The 15,082-nt window shown below is 55.3% G+C and carries 20 protein-coding genes and 1 pseudogene; 6 read left to right on the plus strand and 15 right to left on the minus strand.

Annotated elements, in window-relative coordinates:
- The first annotated feature begins 428 nt into the window (after positions 1-428).
- Complete coding sequence (locus ACIQ39_RS08180) at positions 429-860, plus strand: Lrp/AsnC family transcriptional regulator (RefSeq protein ID WP_396434121.1); 432 nt, start codon at positions 429-431, stop codon at positions 858-860.
- On the opposite strand, the gene ACIQ39_RS08185 is transcribed toward ACIQ39_RS08180, so the two are convergent.
- From ACIQ39_RS08185 to ACIQ39_RS08235, 11 genes are all read right to left on the minus strand, one after another.
- Positions 857-1,024 carry a hypothetical protein gene (locus ACIQ39_RS08185; protein ID WP_396434122.1) on the minus strand — a complete coding sequence of 56 codons (168 nt, stop codon included), beginning with the start codon at positions 1,022-1,024 and terminating at the stop codon, positions 857-859. The genes ACIQ39_RS08180 and ACIQ39_RS08185 overlap by 4 nt on opposite strands.
- 119 nt (positions 1,025-1,143) lie before the next feature.
- Entirely contained in the window at positions 1,144-2,112 is a 969-nt protein-coding gene (gene rocF, locus ACIQ39_RS08190; RefSeq protein WP_396434123.1) for an arginase, read from the minus strand.
- Between the two features lie 227 nt (positions 2,113-2,339).
- The gene (locus tag ACIQ39_RS08195) at positions 2,340-3,170 is read right to left on the minus strand and encodes a 3-keto-5-aminohexanoate cleavage protein (RefSeq protein WP_396434124.1); all 831 of its coding nucleotides are present in this window, start codon (positions 3,168-3,170) and stop codon (positions 2,340-2,342) included.
- 24 nt (positions 3,171-3,194) lie between these two features.
- Entirely contained in the window at positions 3,195-3,590 is a 396-nt protein-coding gene (locus ACIQ39_RS08200; RefSeq protein WP_396434125.1) for an acyl-CoA thioesterase, read from the minus strand.
- The gene (locus ACIQ39_RS08205) at positions 3,590-4,423 is read right to left on the minus strand and encodes an OAM dimerization domain-containing protein (protein WP_396434126.1); all 834 of its coding nucleotides are present in this window, start codon (positions 4,421-4,423) and stop codon (positions 3,590-3,592) included. The genes ACIQ39_RS08200 and ACIQ39_RS08205 overlap by 1 nt, the downstream gene beginning before the upstream one ends.
- A complete protein-coding gene (locus ACIQ39_RS08210) occupies positions 4,420-5,976 on the minus strand; it encodes a lysine 5,6-aminomutase subunit alpha (protein WP_396434127.1) in 1,557 nt (518 codons plus the stop codon). The genes ACIQ39_RS08205 and ACIQ39_RS08210 overlap by 4 nt, the downstream gene beginning before the upstream one ends.
- 50 nt (positions 5,977-6,026) lie before the next feature.
- Positions 6,027-7,136 carry a hypothetical protein gene (locus tag ACIQ39_RS08215; RefSeq protein WP_396434128.1) on the minus strand — a complete coding sequence of 370 codons (1,110 nt, stop codon included), beginning with the start codon at positions 7,134-7,136 and terminating at the stop codon, positions 6,027-6,029.
- The gene (locus tag ACIQ39_RS08220; protein ID WP_396434129.1) at positions 7,129-8,169 is read right to left on the minus strand and encodes an L-erythro-3,5-diaminohexanoate dehydrogenase; all 1,041 of its coding nucleotides are present in this window, start codon (positions 8,167-8,169) and stop codon (positions 7,129-7,131) included. The genes ACIQ39_RS08215 and ACIQ39_RS08220 overlap by 8 nt, the downstream gene beginning before the upstream one ends.
- A gap of 24 nt (positions 8,170-8,193) precedes the next feature.
- Complete coding sequence (locus ACIQ39_RS08225; RefSeq protein WP_396434130.1) at positions 8,194-9,375, minus strand: KamA family radical SAM protein; 1,182 nt, start codon at positions 9,373-9,375, stop codon at positions 8,194-8,196.
- Positions 9,376-9,491: 116 nt separating this feature from the next.
- A complete protein-coding gene (locus ACIQ39_RS08230; RefSeq protein WP_396434131.1) occupies positions 9,492-9,719 on the minus strand; it encodes a transposase in 228 nt (75 codons plus the stop codon).
- A complete protein-coding gene (locus ACIQ39_RS08235; RefSeq protein ID WP_396434141.1) occupies positions 9,658-9,825 on the minus strand; it encodes a hypothetical protein in 168 nt (55 codons plus the stop codon). The genes ACIQ39_RS08230 and ACIQ39_RS08235 overlap by 62 nt, the downstream gene beginning before the upstream one ends.
- 760 nt (positions 9,826-10,585) lie before the next feature.
- Here ACIQ39_RS08235 and ACIQ39_RS08240 point away from each other — a divergent pair.
- The 5 genes from ACIQ39_RS08240 (at position 10,586) to ACIQ39_RS08260 (ending at position 12,652) form a co-directional block, all read left to right on the plus strand.
- Positions 10,586-10,975, plus strand: a complete 390-nt coding sequence (locus tag ACIQ39_RS08240; RefSeq protein ID WP_396434132.1) for a hypothetical protein — start codon at positions 10,586-10,588, stop codon at positions 10,973-10,975.
- Between the two features lie 85 nt (positions 10,976-11,060).
- Positions 11,061-11,390 carry a transporter gene (locus tag ACIQ39_RS08245; RefSeq protein WP_396434133.1) on the plus strand — a complete coding sequence of 110 codons (330 nt, stop codon included), beginning with the start codon at positions 11,061-11,063 and terminating at the stop codon, positions 11,388-11,390.
- A 153-nt stretch (positions 11,391-11,543) separates the two neighbouring features.
- Positions 11,544-11,888 carry a hypothetical protein gene (locus tag ACIQ39_RS08250; protein ID WP_396434134.1) on the plus strand — a complete coding sequence of 115 codons (345 nt, stop codon included), beginning with the start codon at positions 11,544-11,546 and terminating at the stop codon, positions 11,886-11,888.
- A gap of 95 nt (positions 11,889-11,983) precedes the next feature.
- Entirely contained in the window at positions 11,984-12,382 is a 399-nt protein-coding gene (locus tag ACIQ39_RS08255; protein WP_396434135.1) for a hypothetical protein, read from the plus strand.
- A gap of 66 nt (positions 12,383-12,448) precedes the next feature.
- Positions 12,449-12,652 carry a hypothetical protein gene (locus ACIQ39_RS08260; protein ID WP_396434136.1) on the plus strand — a complete coding sequence of 68 codons (204 nt, stop codon included), beginning with the start codon at positions 12,449-12,451 and terminating at the stop codon, positions 12,650-12,652.
- A gap of 69 nt (positions 12,653-12,721) precedes the next feature.
- Here ACIQ39_RS08260 and ACIQ39_RS08265 read toward each other — a convergent pair whose 3' ends face one another.
- The 4 genes and pseudogenes from ACIQ39_RS08265 to ACIQ39_RS08280 all read right to left on the minus strand — a co-directional run.
- Complete coding sequence (locus ACIQ39_RS08265) at positions 12,722-13,294, minus strand: GNAT family N-acetyltransferase (protein WP_396434137.1); 573 nt, start codon at positions 13,292-13,294, stop codon at positions 12,722-12,724.
- 239 nt (positions 13,295-13,533) lie between these two features.
- A complete protein-coding gene (locus ACIQ39_RS08270; protein ID WP_396434138.1) occupies positions 13,534-14,067 on the minus strand; it encodes a GNAT family N-acetyltransferase in 534 nt (177 codons plus the stop codon).
- A 65-nt stretch (positions 14,068-14,132) separates the two neighbouring features.
- On the minus strand, positions 14,133-14,633 hold the full coding sequence (locus ACIQ39_RS08275; protein WP_396434139.1) for a GNAT family N-acetyltransferase: 501 nt from the start codon (positions 14,631-14,633) through the stop codon (positions 14,133-14,135).
- Positions 14,634-14,892: 259 nt separating this feature from the next.
- Positions 14,893-15,082 (minus strand): annotated as a pseudogene (locus ACIQ39_RS08280) (IS4 family transposase); the annotation flags it as partial.

Raw genomic sequence — 15,082 nt, forward strand, 5'->3', positions numbered from 1 at the left:
ATGAGAACGAATCTCAGTGAATCTTAAAAAAGAAATCAGGCCGAAATCAATAACTTAATTGTATTAATTTGGGTTATTTTTAATTCATATTGCCAAGTTAAAGATCAAATTGCATGAGTCACAAGACTTTCAGCGCGCTAGAGCGTCACAGCAGGCTTGCCGGTTCTTGCTTGTCTGAGGCTTGGGCTCTAGCCAGAACTTTCGGCCTTTTATGCGCGTCGCCAGCCTCGGGCTGGCGGTGTCGGGGAGGCGTGAATCGGGCGCTTATAATTAAAATAAAACAAAGTGGTTGATTTATATTGAAAAACACCAGTTTGAATAAACGACCAATCTATCGGAGCCAGTGAGTTTTCTCACCAGTTGGGCTTGAGATGGCGTCAGGATGTGGCTCACCATTTGGGGTGACGCCAATCGCTTGGAGACACCGCATGGACACACTAGACCAACAACTGTTACAACTGCTCAAAGTCAATGCGCGACTGCCCGTTGTGAAATTGGCGAAAGCCCTGGGCTGTGCCCGCAGCACGGTGCAGCTCAGGCTCAAGGCGCTGGAGGATTCAGGCACCATCCATGGCTACACCGTCAGCTCTGGTCAACCGCGCCGAGCAGGCCACATCGAAGCGCTGGTGCTCATTGCGGTGGACTCCAGAACCGAGATGGATGTGGTGAACGCCGTGTCAAAACGGCACGAAGTGAGCAAGCTTTACTCTGTCAGTGGCCGCTACGACTTGTGCGCCCTGCTGGGCACCGAGACAACGCAAGAGTTAGACGCGGTGCTAGACCGTATTCGAGAAATCAAGGGCGTGAGTGACACGTTTTCAACCGTCATTCTCAGTACCAAATTAGACCGCCCTGATTAAGCCTCGTTCAGCAAACCCTGAGTTTGCTGAACGAGGCGGGTGGTGTGCGTGGAGACATGCGCTACAAACATGTGCTTGCCGCTGAAGATGCCCGATTTGGCGTTTTTCCCCAAGCTGGCCTTGAGGGCCAAGGTGGCGGAAATGAAACAAGGGATTAATTTCATAAATGTCTCCTTCGGTGAAAACATTTTTCTAAAAATCTTTTCATGGCCTTGATCAGGCGAGACATGCAATGGTGAACGCGAGCTCGCAAGCGCGCCTTTTGTGCGCTCAATAAGGCGTTTTAAATGGCTGCTGGCTTGCGCAGCAAGGTGCTTTTGCCGAACAAGCTTTCAACCAAATCGACGGCCAACCGGGCGGTTTGGTTTTGCTGATCCAAGGCGGGATTGAGTTCAACAATGTCGAGAGAGCCCATGCAAGCGGTGTCAGCGATCATTTCCATGCACAACTGGGCTTCACGGTAGGTCGGGCCGCCTGGCACAACGGTGGCAACGCCCGGAGCGATGCTCGGGTCCAGAAAATCGACATCCAAACTTACATGCAGGTGCGTGTGGTGGTCCAGGCCAGCCAGCGCTTGCGCCATGGCCTGGCGCATGCCTGACTCGTCGATGTGGCGCATGTCAAAAACGCAGGCCTGGTGTTGCTGTAAAAGCGATTTTTCGCCGCTGTCAACACTTCGAATTCCCAGCCAGCGCACTTGACTGACCTGCAAAGCGGGACTGGCACCCGACAGCCCCGTCAAAGCATCGGGGCCAAAGCCGCACAAACAGGCCAAGGGCATGCCATGCAGATTGCTGCTGGGGCTCACGCTGCTGGTGTTGAAGTCGGCATGCGCGTCAAGCCACAAGACCAACAGTTTTTTATTTTTCTCTCGGCACCACCTGGCCACAGCGCTGATGGAGCCGATGGCCAAGCAATGGTCTCCACCCATCAACAAAGGCAATTGACCAGCTTGCAGGGCCGAGTACACCGACTGGTAAACACCGGCATTCCAAGCCAGCACTTGGCTCAGATGGCGGTAACCCTGATTGGGGGGCTCTTGCGGGTTGCTCGGGCCCAGCACATCACCCAGATCGAGCACCCCATGGCCTTGCCCTGAAATCGCTTGCGCAATGCCGGCCACCCGCAAAGCGGCTGGCCCCATGCGTGCGCCAAGTTCGCTGGCACCGACATCGGTGGGTGCGCCTATCAGACTGACTTTTGCGCCCAAAAGGCCGTCTTTCAAAGAAGCTTCGCTGATGAGGGTGGCCATGTCATGCCTTGTGGAGTCGAACGAATACACGACTCTTTTTTGTTGGCATTTTTGATATCAAAATGCCAACGTTTGATAAATATTGCAAATTTGTTGGCATAAATAATGATCCATGACGGAAATCAAACACAAAACATGAACTATGGTGCGCATCCCTCAACAATGAAAAGCCGGGTCTGAGGCTTGCGAACTGGCGGCTTTGGCAGCTGCAACAGGCGGGGCAATGGCTAAAGCCTGGGCAGACCCGGCAGTTGCAAAATTGATCGCGCCTCAGACGGCGACGCCACAGGCCGCTCCAAAAGCCGGGCCACATCGGCCATGCGCTGCACCAACTGGGCGTTGCTGTGCGCCAACTCGCCTTTGCGGAAATACACGTTGTCTTCAAAGCCCACGCGCACATGACCGCCCATGGCCAAAGCCACGGCGCCCAACTGCAATTGCGCAGGGCCCATGCCCGCTACGCTCCAGGTAGATTCCGGGGGCAGTTGCGCATGCAAAAAAACCAAAGACGCCACACTGGCCGCCATGGCGCCGGGCACGCCCAGAACAAAATCACAGTGGACTGGGCATTGGACCCAGCCGCTCTTGATCCATTTGTTCAAGGTGCTCAGCATGCCGCTGTCAAAAATCTCAAACTCGGGCCTCACCTCTTGCTCTTGCATGGTCTGCAAGAAGCGGCGCATATCGGCTGGCTCGTTGAGGAAAACACCGTCGCCAAAATTGACCGAGCCCATGGACAAGGTGGCCATTTCGGGCCGGCACATGACAGGCTGCAAGCGCTCGTGTGCCGTCATGCCGACGGCACCACCGGTGGAGACCTGAACAATCACGTCGCAGCGGCTTTGGATTTTTTCAATGATCTCTGCGTACAGGCCGCCGTCTTGGCTTGGTGTGCCATCGGGCCAGCGCGCATGCACATGCACAATGGCGGCGCCCGCTTGGCAGGCTTGGTCGGCCGCCAGCGCGATTTCATCGGGCGTGATGGGCAGTGCAGGCTGCTGCAACTTGCTGACTTCGGCACCAGTCAAGGCGGCCGTGATGATGACGGGCTGGCTCATGTTTGCTCAGGCCTTGATAAGAGATTAAAACCGCTGGCAATGCACCGGCACCACGCAGGTTCCACTGGCACGGCAAACCAAAATCGGCTGGGCCAATGCGGTGCATGCCGAGGGCTGCTCGGGCAACTGGGCGCTGGTGATGACGCAATAAGCCTCAAAAACCATTTTTCGGGAGCTTTTGCCAACCGAGGTGATGCGGCCACGCGCCTCGATATAGTCACCCGCCCGGACGGGGGCCAAAAACTCAATTTGGTCGTAAGCGGCAAACAAGCCTTCATCACCGTCGTGGTGGATCAGCAGCTCGGTGGCCACGTCGCCAAAGAGTTGCAAAATGCGCGCCCCGTCCACCAGTTGCCCGGCATAGTGGGCGTCGTTGTGGCCCATGCGCAAACGAATCGTGCTGCTGACTGGACTTGACATCAAGCGCCCCCTTTTTCTTGGAATGAACCAGACACGGGCACGCCCTGCTGGCCCTGCTGTTTGATCCAGGTGTCAATGGCAAATGAGGCCACGTTTTCGGCATAACAGCCGATACCAAAGCCCGCGTCATAGCCCAGTTCCTTGGCCAATTCGTGGCTGATGCGGGGGCCCCCCACAATCAAAATGATGCGTTCGCGCAGACCTTCGGCTTCCAAAATATCGGCCAGGCGGGTCAGGTTGTCCAAGTGGATGTTCTTTTGCGTCACGACTTGCGAGACCAAAATGACATCAGCGCGCTCTTCAATCGCCCGGGCCACCAGCACCTCCGAGTCCACCTGTGCGCCCATGTTGATGGCTTTGATCTGGTGGTAACTCTCCAGCCCTTTGTGGCCGTTGTAGCCCTTCATGTTCATGATGGCGTCAATCCCGACCGTGTGCGCGTCGGTCTCGATGCAGGCCCCAATCACCACCATTTTCCGGCCCATTTTTTCAGCAATAAGGGCGTCGATCTCGTCCTTGCCCATGACCTCGAATTCGGGCTTGGCCACTTTGATGCGGCTCATGTCCACCCGGTGTTTGCATTGCCCGTAAACCACATAAAACGAAAACCCCTGTCCCATGTCTTCGCTGTGCACCACAGCGGGCTCTTCCAGGCCCATTTGCAAGGCCAGCTGGCGCGCGGCTTCTTTGCTGTTTTCATCCAAGGCCACCGGCAAGGTGAAGGACAGTTGCACACGGCCGTCGTCTTGGGTGTCGCCATAGGGTTTGACCCATTTCGCAGCGGGCTGATCCCCCGCGTCGAGGGTGTCTGGGTGAGGCACTGAAGCGGTCATGCGGCGCTCCCTGGGTGTTGGAGCATCAGCTCAGGAAATGGATTGAAGTAGTCAGGGTCTTTGAGCAGCACCCCAGCCAGCCCTTTGCCGCCCGTGAGGGTGCGGGAAATGTCGGCAAAAGTACCCTGCTCTATGGCCGCAGGCAAGCCCATGCGAACGATCTCCGCCAGGGTTTGGCGTGTTTGGTCCAACACCTCTTGGGCGCGTCTTTGGATCTGCCCGCCGGGTGCAAACTCCAGCTCTGCGCCCAAGTCGCGCATGGTGTCAAACACATAGCGGGCGTTTTGAATGGCTAAAAAACGGTCTTGGATAAAGGGCGTGTGAATGGCCTCGGTCATGATGCCCAAGAGGTGGATGTTCTGCCCGGTCAAAACGCTGACCACATTGAACAAGGCATCTTGGATATGGCCTTTGAAAATATTGCCCGTCATGTGCTTGGTCGGGGGCATGTACTTCAGGCTGGCTTGCGGAAAAACTTGGCGCACCAACTGGGCATGCGCCAACTCCCACAAAAAGCCGTTGGGCATGTTGGGGTTGATCTCAAACGCATGGCCCAAGCCCATTTGCTCGGGCACAAGACCACTGAGGTAGGCAAACTGCTCGTTGATCAGCTGCGAGGCCAAGACGGTGTGGGCGGCGTCGTAAGCGTCAGCGGTGGTCAGGTAGTTGTCTTCGCCGGTGTTGATGATGATGCCGGCGTAGGCATTGATCATGCGAGAAAAAAATTGGTCAATGAAGGTGCGGCGCATGTTGATGTCGCGAAAAATGATGCCGTACATCGAGTCGTTGAGCATCATGTCCAGCCGCTCCATGGCCCCCATGGCGGCGATTTCAGGCATGCACAAACCCGAGCAGTAATTGGTCAGGCGGATGTAGCGCTGAACTTTCTGGCCCACCTCGTCCAAGGCCGCACGCATGAGGCGAAAATTTTCCTGCGTGGCGTAGGTGCCCCCAAAGCCCTCGGTGGTCGGACCGTAGGGCACAAAATCCAGCAGGCTTTGGCCGGTCGAGCGGATCACCGCAATGATGTCGGCCCCTTGCTCGGCGGCGGCCCTGGCCTGGGCAATGTCTTCGTAAATATTGCCAGTGGCCACAATCAGGTACAGCCAGGGTGTGGCGCTGGGCTGGCTGCCTTGGATCAAGCGGTCGCGTTGCGCCCGGTTCTGGGCAATGCCCTCACAGGCTTGCGTGGCCCAGCGGCGCGCCACGAGCCGGGCATGCGCTGGATTGACAGGCCGCTTCAGCACCAGGGTTTTGTCACTCACGGCCTGGGCAATTTGCTGGGCGCTCAGCCCATGTTCATCCATGGCCCCGGCCAAAATGGTGGCCGCGCCATAGGGCAACAAGCCCTCTTCCAGCAAGTGGTCCACCACCTTGTTGGGCAGCGGTATGTCGTTTTCATCGACCCCATCGATGCCAAACAAACGCAAGGTTGCGCGCTCGACCGTGGTGGTGGTGTAAAGGCTCATTTCGGCATGAACCTGTTGGGCGATCGTGCGCGCAGACTGCCTGGCCTCGTCGATGTGTTCTTGTTGCAGTGTGAGTTGCGCCATGGACAAACCTTGTCGGAATTTTTTTAAGTAAAGGGTGATGGTTTCAAGGGCTAAACGCTGTCAAAGCCGCTTGGCAACAGCGTGGGCTCCAGCCAGACATCGGTGACCACGTGCTCGCTCAAGGCCGTGCGGGCGGCAGACAAAAATGCACTGGCTTCAAAGCCACTGTCGTGGGGTGAGTAAGGGTTGAGCGTGACGCCGAGCACCCGGATCTCGCGCATGGCCCACAGCCGACCTCCGCGCTGAACAAAGTCCGACACATCGTTGCGCTCAACAAACAGCTTGGTGCCATCAGCGACCACCAAGTTCATGCCCGGGTTTTTTTTCAGCTGCTGCGTCATGGCCGACCACAAAGAGCGGCCAACAGCCCCTGAAACCGCTACGGTGTGCCAGCCCATTTGCTGCTCTAGGCTGAGCAAAACCGAAGCCGCATTGAGCGTGGCAATGGGCGCCTCGAACAAGGCTTGGCCCTGCGCGTTCCAGACCCCCACGGCAGCGTTTGAAAAAGTGGCGGCTGTGCGCTCTTGCAAATCTGGCGGCACGCGCGCGATGCTGAGCAACTGCAAGCGTTCGCGGGTTTTGCGCAGCACATCGTGCATGCTGCCGCCCACCACCGCCCCGGTGGACAGCACCACACCGTCCGAAATGGCCGGTGAAGCGTGTTGACTGCGGCCCAGGGCGCCATCGAGAAAAACCAATTCGGCACCCAGGCGCTTGAGACAGGCAATGACCGTCAACTGCTCATGCCCACGCGAAGCACCCGCCACTTCCATGTCGCCATCGCTCAAGACCTTGACAATGAGAATTTCGCCCAAAGGGCTGGCAATGCCCGTGCCACCGAGTTTTTTGAAACGGGCCTTGGCGCGCAGCAAGCTGTCGCTGGCGGTCGCCACCAAGCAGCCCTCGGTCACACGCACCGCCGGTTTGGGAATGGAAAATACCGCGTCGCGCTCCTCACCGTCACGGCCGATCGAGGTGATCCCCACCGCCACATGGCTGCGTTTGGCCTGGGCCAGCAGGTAGTTCAAACAAACGGTCTTGCCCGTGTTTTTTCGCATGCCCATGACCGAGACACAGCGAACCGGCTGAGCGCGCAAACTCTCCCACAGCGATTTGGGGCGCTGGATCACCGCGTGGGGCATGCTGGCCACATCAAGCATAGTGGCTGGCAAACAAGGTCTGCAGCGTTTTGGATTCGCGCAGCAAATTCAGGGCGTGATCGGCATGGCCTTTGGCATAGCCGTTGCCCACGATCATGGTGACATCTTTGGCCAAGCCTTCTGCCCCCAGGGCTGCGGCGCTGAAACTCGTGGCCATGGAGAACAAGTAAATCGTGCCGCGATCGCGCGTGGCCAGGATGCAGCCCATCTCGGTGCCCGGGATGTTGACGCAGTTGATCACCACATCGGCCATGCGCCCTTGCGTGACTTCAGCAACGCCTGCCATCATGGCCAGGGCATCGCGGGCATCCAACTGCAAAGCGTGGTCAACCCAATCCCAGCTGCGCATGCGCTGGCAATCCGCCTCAAAGGGTGACACCCCAATCACGGTGCCGCCAGGCCCCGCTTGTCTCTTGGCCTCAAAGGTGCACAAAGACCCCGATTTGCCGCCACCCCCGACCACCACCACCGTGTCGCCGGGCTTGACCCACCTGGCCGTTTGCGCGGGTGCCCCGGCCACATCCAACACCGCCAAGGCCACGGCCTCAGGCATGTCGCTGGGCAGTTTGGCGTACAGGCTGGTTTCAAACAAGATGGCGCTGGCTTGCACCTGCACCTGGTCACGTTCGAGGTGGATTTTTTGGATGTGCTCAATCCGCAAAGGCGTCAGCGACAGCGAGACCAAGGTGGCGATGCGGTCACCCACTTGCAGCGGTGTCTTGGCCGCGATGTCTGCACCAATGTGGGCCACCGTCCCCATCAGCATGCCACCCGATCCCGTGACCGGGTTGTGCAACTTGCCGCGCTGCTGAACAATGTCCAGGATGTGTTTTTCCATGCGATCGAGCTGGCCGTCGGTCACTGCTTTGATTTGCGTGAAGCTGGCCGAATCGATGTTCAGCATGTCCACATCGATCAGGATCTCGTTGCTCAAAACAGGCGTGAGGTTGTCCACTTTCCAAGCCGCTTGCGGCAGTGCGCCCAGCGGCTCCATCACGCGGTGCTGGCCGTAGGGCGATAGAAAAGTTGGCATGGCGGCGGGTCTCTTCACGCTGGCTCAGTTGCTTTTGCTGGGCACGCGAAAGTGAACCCCCAAGCCCGGCATTTCTACCGTCTTGCCTGCGTAGTTGCGGCACTTGACCGTGGTGCCATCGCCATCGTCGAGCAATTCCTCCTTGACGTATTGCGGAATGATGGGCAGCTTGCCCAGTCCCCCCAAGCCGTCCACAATAAAAGTCGGCACGGCCGGGCCGCTGATCCAACCGCGCAGACCCTCATAGAGCTGGATCATGCGGTGGTGCGGCACCACAAAGTGATGCGCGCCTTCGACCATGTCGGTCGAGTAAACGTAGTAAGGCCGCACCCCCATCTCAATGGACTGCATGAACAAGTCGCGCATCACCTCGACGTCGTCGTTCACACCTTTGAGGCAAACGGTCTGCAGGCCCATCATGACTCCTGCTTTTTGAATCATCTTGACCCGCTCCCGCAACAAAGGCGTGATCTCTTTGGGGTGGTTGATGTGGATGTTCACCATTTGAACCTTGTGCTTTTCCAGCACCGCGCACAGCTCGGGTGTGACGCGGGTGGGCAGCTGAACCACCATGCGCGAGCCAATGCGCAAGAACCGCACATGCGGTGCGCGGCGGCGCAGTTCGCCCAAGATGTAATCAAGCCGCTCATCCGAAAAGGTCAAGGGATCGCCGCCAGAAAGCAGCACATCTTGGATCTGCTCATTGTTGGCGATGTAGTCAATCGAAGCCTCGATCTCGTCTTTGGCCACCGTGCCATCGGGCTGCGAGACCATGCGTTTGCGCGTGCAAAAACGGCACAAGGTGGCGCAGGTGTTGGAGACCAAAAACAACACGCGCCGTGGGTAGCGGTGCACCACGCTCGTGCCTTCTATGGTGTCCCCTTCTTCGCCGAGTTGATCGAGCAAAGTGGCAAACTCGGGCTTGGTTTCCTCGTGGAAAGAAGGCAAGTACTGCAAGCGCAGCGGGCAATTCGGGTCGTCACGGTCCATCAGCTTGGCCATGTAAGGCGTGATGGACATGGAAAACTTGGCGTAGACCGTCTCGTTCACATCCTCGATCTGGTTGAGCACCCCTTTGAGTTCGCTGTGGTGGGTGTAGCGGCGCTGAAACTGTTTTTGCCAGCTTTCAGCCCCTGCGTCGTAGTTGTCCAATGCCTGACGGGTCAACAGTTTGCTGGGCGAAATGTCGTTTACTTTTTGCAGCATGGCGAAGGGCTCACTCGGTTGGATGAAGGTGTGGAAATTCTAAAAATCAAGCTGCACCGTTCACAACAAACAAATTGACCGACTCAAATTTTTAAAATCAGTCGTTTTGTTTTTCGTTAAGTCACTTTGATTTTTTCGACACCTACGGACCTGGTGTCGTCGGTGGAAGCCCAATACGCGGCCTGGGCCCGTTGCTTGCCGCTGAGGTTGGCCAGCAACCCGCAGTGGCGAATGCGCTTGAGCCCGCTGGTCAAGAGGTGCTGCAAGAAGTGGCCCACAAACTCAAGCCCACTCAATCGCACGGTGCACCTTTTGCATTGTTCGCCCGCCCTTGACTTGGGCACTGAAGACCACCTCAGCTGCCGTGCTGGCCTTGATGCGCTCCTTGGAAATGGCCGTGCGGTAAGTGTCGCGGCTCATGTGCCCCAACACCTGCGCGTCGGCGCCCAGCGGGGTTTTGGCTTAGACCACCCAGTCTTTGCTCCACAGCGCCTGGCCTTGCTGGGGGGGTCATGGCCACCGATTGCGGCAGTTTTTTATGGGTCCCTCGGTCAAGTCTGGATCAATGAACATGACACTGGTCTGAAAGTGAATTTTTCAGGGACGACTTGGGATCCACCAAGTCAGCTCGCGATGACAGGGTAGCCGGATTTAGATTCACCGCACAGGGCTGCGGTGTCTGCACTGGCACAGGGCGCAGAGGGACAACCGGCGGCGCAACAGACGCAGGTGCGAGCTGAGCCAGCACAGGCGAGGGCGAGGGCGCACTTGGGGTCAGCAACCCACTCCCAAGCCCGGCCGAGCCTGCTCAGCCGGTGCCGCCCAAACGCTCAGCGCACATTCTGTGGGCGGTGCTGGGTGTTGAGCCAGACTCACAATGGAATCGAGAGTGCCAAACTGCACCGGACTTGGAGCTTGATCAGCGCATCAGTTGGTGAGGGGGTTAAAACAGCGAGATGCCCATCGCTGCGAGGCAGGCTGAGCCTGACACTGCTCAAACCCGGTCAAACCGAAACATCTCGGACAACTAGCCCAGAGCAAGCAACCAAGCAGACCCCGGAATGCAGCCATAATTAACATTTTATAAAACAATATGGTTCATTAATAATTTTAATGTAATAGGATTTCCTATCCGTAACGAACGTCTGCTACCTCATGGAGCCTGAACAACAAATAAGGGAGTTTCATGCGTGCATGTCGCCTATCGCTCATGGCTTTAGCCCTATTTGCTGCTCAAACTAGGGCCGATTTGCCTTTGACGGTGGAAGACCTCATCACCGACAAAGGCCAGTTTAAGCTGGATCTGTCCATTGCCTATACCAAGAGCGACCGACAAGGGGTTTCAACCGGGGCTCCTATCAGCGTACAGACAGGTTCGACGGCTTTTGTGGAACTGCCCACGCTCATCGGCGAGAGCACGGGCAACAGCGACATCGCTGTTGCCACACTGGGCCTACGCTTCGGCCTCACCGCCCAGGCTGAAGTTTTTGCTCGCGTCAGCGGGCTGGCTTCACAGCAGCGTAGCAGGGATTGGCCGGAACAGCCGCCAGTAGCGAAACCGGCTTTGCTGACGCCTGGGCCGGTATCAACTACCAATTAAAGAAAGACGACGTAACGCCGGCCGTGCTGGGATTCGCCGAACTCGCCCAGCAGGGCAGACCACATACAAAGCCATTGACCCGCTGGTGTTCTCGTTGACCAGCGCCTACCGCTACAACCAGAGTCGGCAAGACGGTGACCAAACCTACAAGCCCGGCAACCTGCTGCTGCTCAACCCCAGCGTGGCTTTCGCCGTGAACGACCGGGTGACGCTGAGCACGGGCGTTACGTGGACACGTCGCGCTGCCGACCGCTTCGATGGACAAACCCAGGACATGACGCGCACCGCCACCGACCTGATGCTTGGCGTGGGTTATGGCTTTGACAAAGGCAACACGCTCAACACCAGCTTCAAGCTCAATGCATCGGGGCGCAGCGGATCGGAGTTGCGACTGAACTGGCTGTACACCCTTTGAGCGCTGACGTATCGGACCTGAAACGGGTGAAAAAATAGGCGGCCCAAGACGCCCCTATAGAGATTGGTGGTGCTGCAACACCGCCAATAGGTGCCTCCGGAGTGGTTTCGAGGCTTGTTGTACGTTTAAACAAAAGGAGTCGAAACGAATACCTTGAAATACGCTGCACTGGCGCTGGTGGCAGGAATACTTCTATCTGTGCACGTTCAAGCTGCCGAGCTTAACCCGGAGGGTGGACAACCCAACACGCTCACATATTCGGTATGCCCTCAAACGGACGTCATCGCACTGTTCGGTCAAGATCAGTTACCTTTACAGATTTTTGCGCTCTCAGAGCAAGAAATGAAGGAGACTGAAGGTTCAAGTTTCATTTATCGATGCGTCACTTGTGGCGCACCTCATGGCGGTGTTTACAGCCCATATCATTGCTACAACTGCTGGAGCAAAGGTTATGGAGGTGCTGGAAGTTCTGGAAGCGTATTGTTTTTGCGTAGATAATTACGATTGAACTGATCCGATAGGGGTAGTCGATCCACCAACCGTTCTGTTTGATCCATCTCGAAAAATAAGTGCCATCGGGCAGCAATCCTTCTATGAAATTTGAACTACCCCCCGAAATTGGTCCGCATGAAGGCCGCGAATACCAATTGATGCTTGCCGGCCTTAAAAAAGTAGCGCTATTCGAAATTTTGCCAAGCGATTTTCTCGAGAATAAGAGCCGTTTGGATATAAAATACCTTTACCCTGATGAATACAATACTATTGCATATATTAAAGGTGGAGAATTTGATGCGGCAAAACTATCTGAACTTATAAAGTATCAACAAGATATTCGATGCGTGGATGAGGCGACTGAATACGCAATAGGAGAAATTTTAGGTTATAGCAAACATGAGGTAAAATGCTTTTTAGAGCACTGCAAGGCAATAAAAAATGCTAATGAAAGAGCAATTCATTCTGAACATCTCGCTAACGAACAAAGAGGAGCCTGAATCCGTGACCTCAAATTAGACCGACAAAATCCCAGCTTAATTTCTCCAATAATCCTACAACGTTTCGTGGCCCCGCAAAGCAATATCACCCCCAACGCAAAGAACGCGCAGTCGTGGGCGCTTTCCACCGGAATCTTGGCGTTCGGTGCATATTTTGTGCGTGACTATTCCTGCCTGTTGCCTACAGACTCGATAGATTTCAAACTCGGCAATGGTTTTGACGGGCGGATTCAGGTATCTCTGAGCCATGATTTCTCACGCCGCGAATGATGGAATATTTTTTCATTGCCTGAGCTACCGACCCCGCGCTGGTGCCGACATAATTTCAGACGCTCTTAATCAAAAGTATGGTGTGCAACTAATTCTCTCTGAGACATTGGCAACATGTTTCAGGGTTGCCTGTCCCGTGCTGTAGTACATTGGATAATCATTTAAATGTGCACTCGCCGATGGATTGGCACAAATAAAACCGAGAGTTTCATATATAGTTGTTTCATTGTCAGGGAATAGTATCAAAAACTGAACACCGAAGTTCTTATCATATATATCCATAATTGTTTTAAGCGCCTCAGAAGCATATCCTTGTTTTCTGAGGCTTGGATGGGTAGCTAGGGACCCTATGCCAACAACGGGAACGTCGATTACGCCGGCTAGTTGGTAACAAATCAAGGCAACAATCGGGGATTTATTTTTAAGATCTTCAAATAATACCCAAGTTCCTTTTTGATATTTTATTGAATTTTTACAAAGATCCAAATACTCATCTAAAGCCATCCCTTCGCCCCATTCACTGTAACCCAACATGTAGATGTTCTCCATATCCGAGTCGCGTGCAATCCGAAGGGACAATCTTTTGCTGTAAAACGTATTTTTCGGAAATGGTGCGGCACTTAAAAAACTCCAGTTTGTCATTTGTAGATCCTTAAGTAAGTCAGAACTTCATTCGTATTCGTTCGCGCTTCACCGCCTCTTCAGACACCATTTTTGGGCAATAGGTTAGTTTTTGCGGAAAACATCGCAGTTCTCCGCTGCCGCGTCTGAAATTTAGAGGGCAACAGGTATCTTGCCAGTCAGCAACAATATGGTAGGCGACTCGTCACTGCATTATATGTCGTGTTATCATGACGACCCAAAAAATATAAAAAAATGGCCTAAGCGTCATGGGCGGAGATGAAAGAGAAGACATGCGCAGCTACCGGTTTGCCATGCACCCGCAGGCGATTTTTAGCGATGCACTCATGTGTGGCACCGACCTTGCGAGCCACGCCCACACTGGCCATATTGCCCTCAGCCACCACGATCTCGATGCGGCTGAGCTTGAGGCGGTGCAGGCCGAATTCGCGCAGTGCGAGTACTGCGGATGTTGCGGCCCCAGATCGTTGCCGCGACTGCCTGGTCCAGTACCCAAGATTGCACAGATTGTTGATGCTCGAAAACTCGTTGAGCCCACACCCACCAATGAACTCATCGTTGTTGGTGAAAATTCCGAACTCATGCGCTGTGCCAGCGGCACGCGACTGGTTGCAGTACTCAAACCAGCACAGTGCGTCATAGTCTGTGTAGTCGGGCGTTGCCCAACCCATCCATCGTCCGACCGTCTCGGTTGATTCACGGACAGCAGCACTCATTTCCGCTGCGTCGGATTGGCGATACGGCCGAAGAATGAATGGATGTGCACAGAGCATGGTTTTGACGCCTCAAGGTTTGACTGAAGTGGACCGCCTTAGGCGGAACCGCTTGAAGGAATGGTTTAGATCGCAATCTGCGCTCGCGCAAGAGTTCTGCCTGGTAACCAGCAGGCCATACGAGTTGCCACTGATCCCTTTAGTTGGAACGGTTCCGAAATCGGGTAAAAGCCCAAAGCCTTGTATGCCGATACGGCGTACGGCGAGGAGTTGAGTTCAATGGTCTTGACCTCCGGGTGCCTCTCTTCGATGTGTGCCCGCGCTGCTTCCCAGAGCGCTCTCCCAATTCCCCTGCGCAAGTGACCTGAAGCAACAAAAAGCAATTGAACGAGATTGGGTCGAGCAAACGAGATCACGCCAAGAATTAGACCTTCTTCTTCATATACCGCAACAAAGGTCGCCGCGGCGATAAGCCCTGAGAGCCTCTCGGAAGTTGTTTCTCGTAGGAATTCCTCTTGAGCGGAACGCTCCCAGTTCGACGCTACGTCCGAGACAAAGCTCGCTTGAACAAGCAGCGAGATCGACGAACTATCGTCAGGACTGGCTTGGCGGAGATGAGTATCCATACGGCAAAAGGAGATGCAGACCGCAAAACCCGGTTGATACACCCGGGCCGTGTCAATGCATCTGTTTGTTGAAGTCGTTGCAAGCGGCTTGCACCATGGGTCTCAGACCAATCGCTGCATCTGCATGCAGCTATCAATTTGCAGCCCAAAAGCGGCATCCATCCCCTTGCAACCTCCCTCCTGCGCCGTTCAGCGCAACAGGTGTGGTGGGACCAACTATACCCAAATAAATAATAAAAATTAGATCAGTAGTGTCCGGTTAAAAAGTGAACAAATTCAACTGCTTAGCGCAGTCAGGTGGTGCGGTTGTGTGAGCATCGGTCTGCAAGGCGCATGAAATCTGGGTTTTCTCGAAAACAGACACCGACAAAATCTGTAGAAAAGTGTAGAGCGAGGCCTTCAATTGCAACTCCTTCTTAACAATGGCAATCAGCACGTAAGTGGCCACG

This window comes from Limnohabitans sp., from assembly GCF_044361645.1.
In the GTDB taxonomy this organism is placed as follows: Bacteria; Pseudomonadota; Gammaproteobacteria; order Burkholderiales; family Burkholderiaceae_C; genus Limnohabitans_A.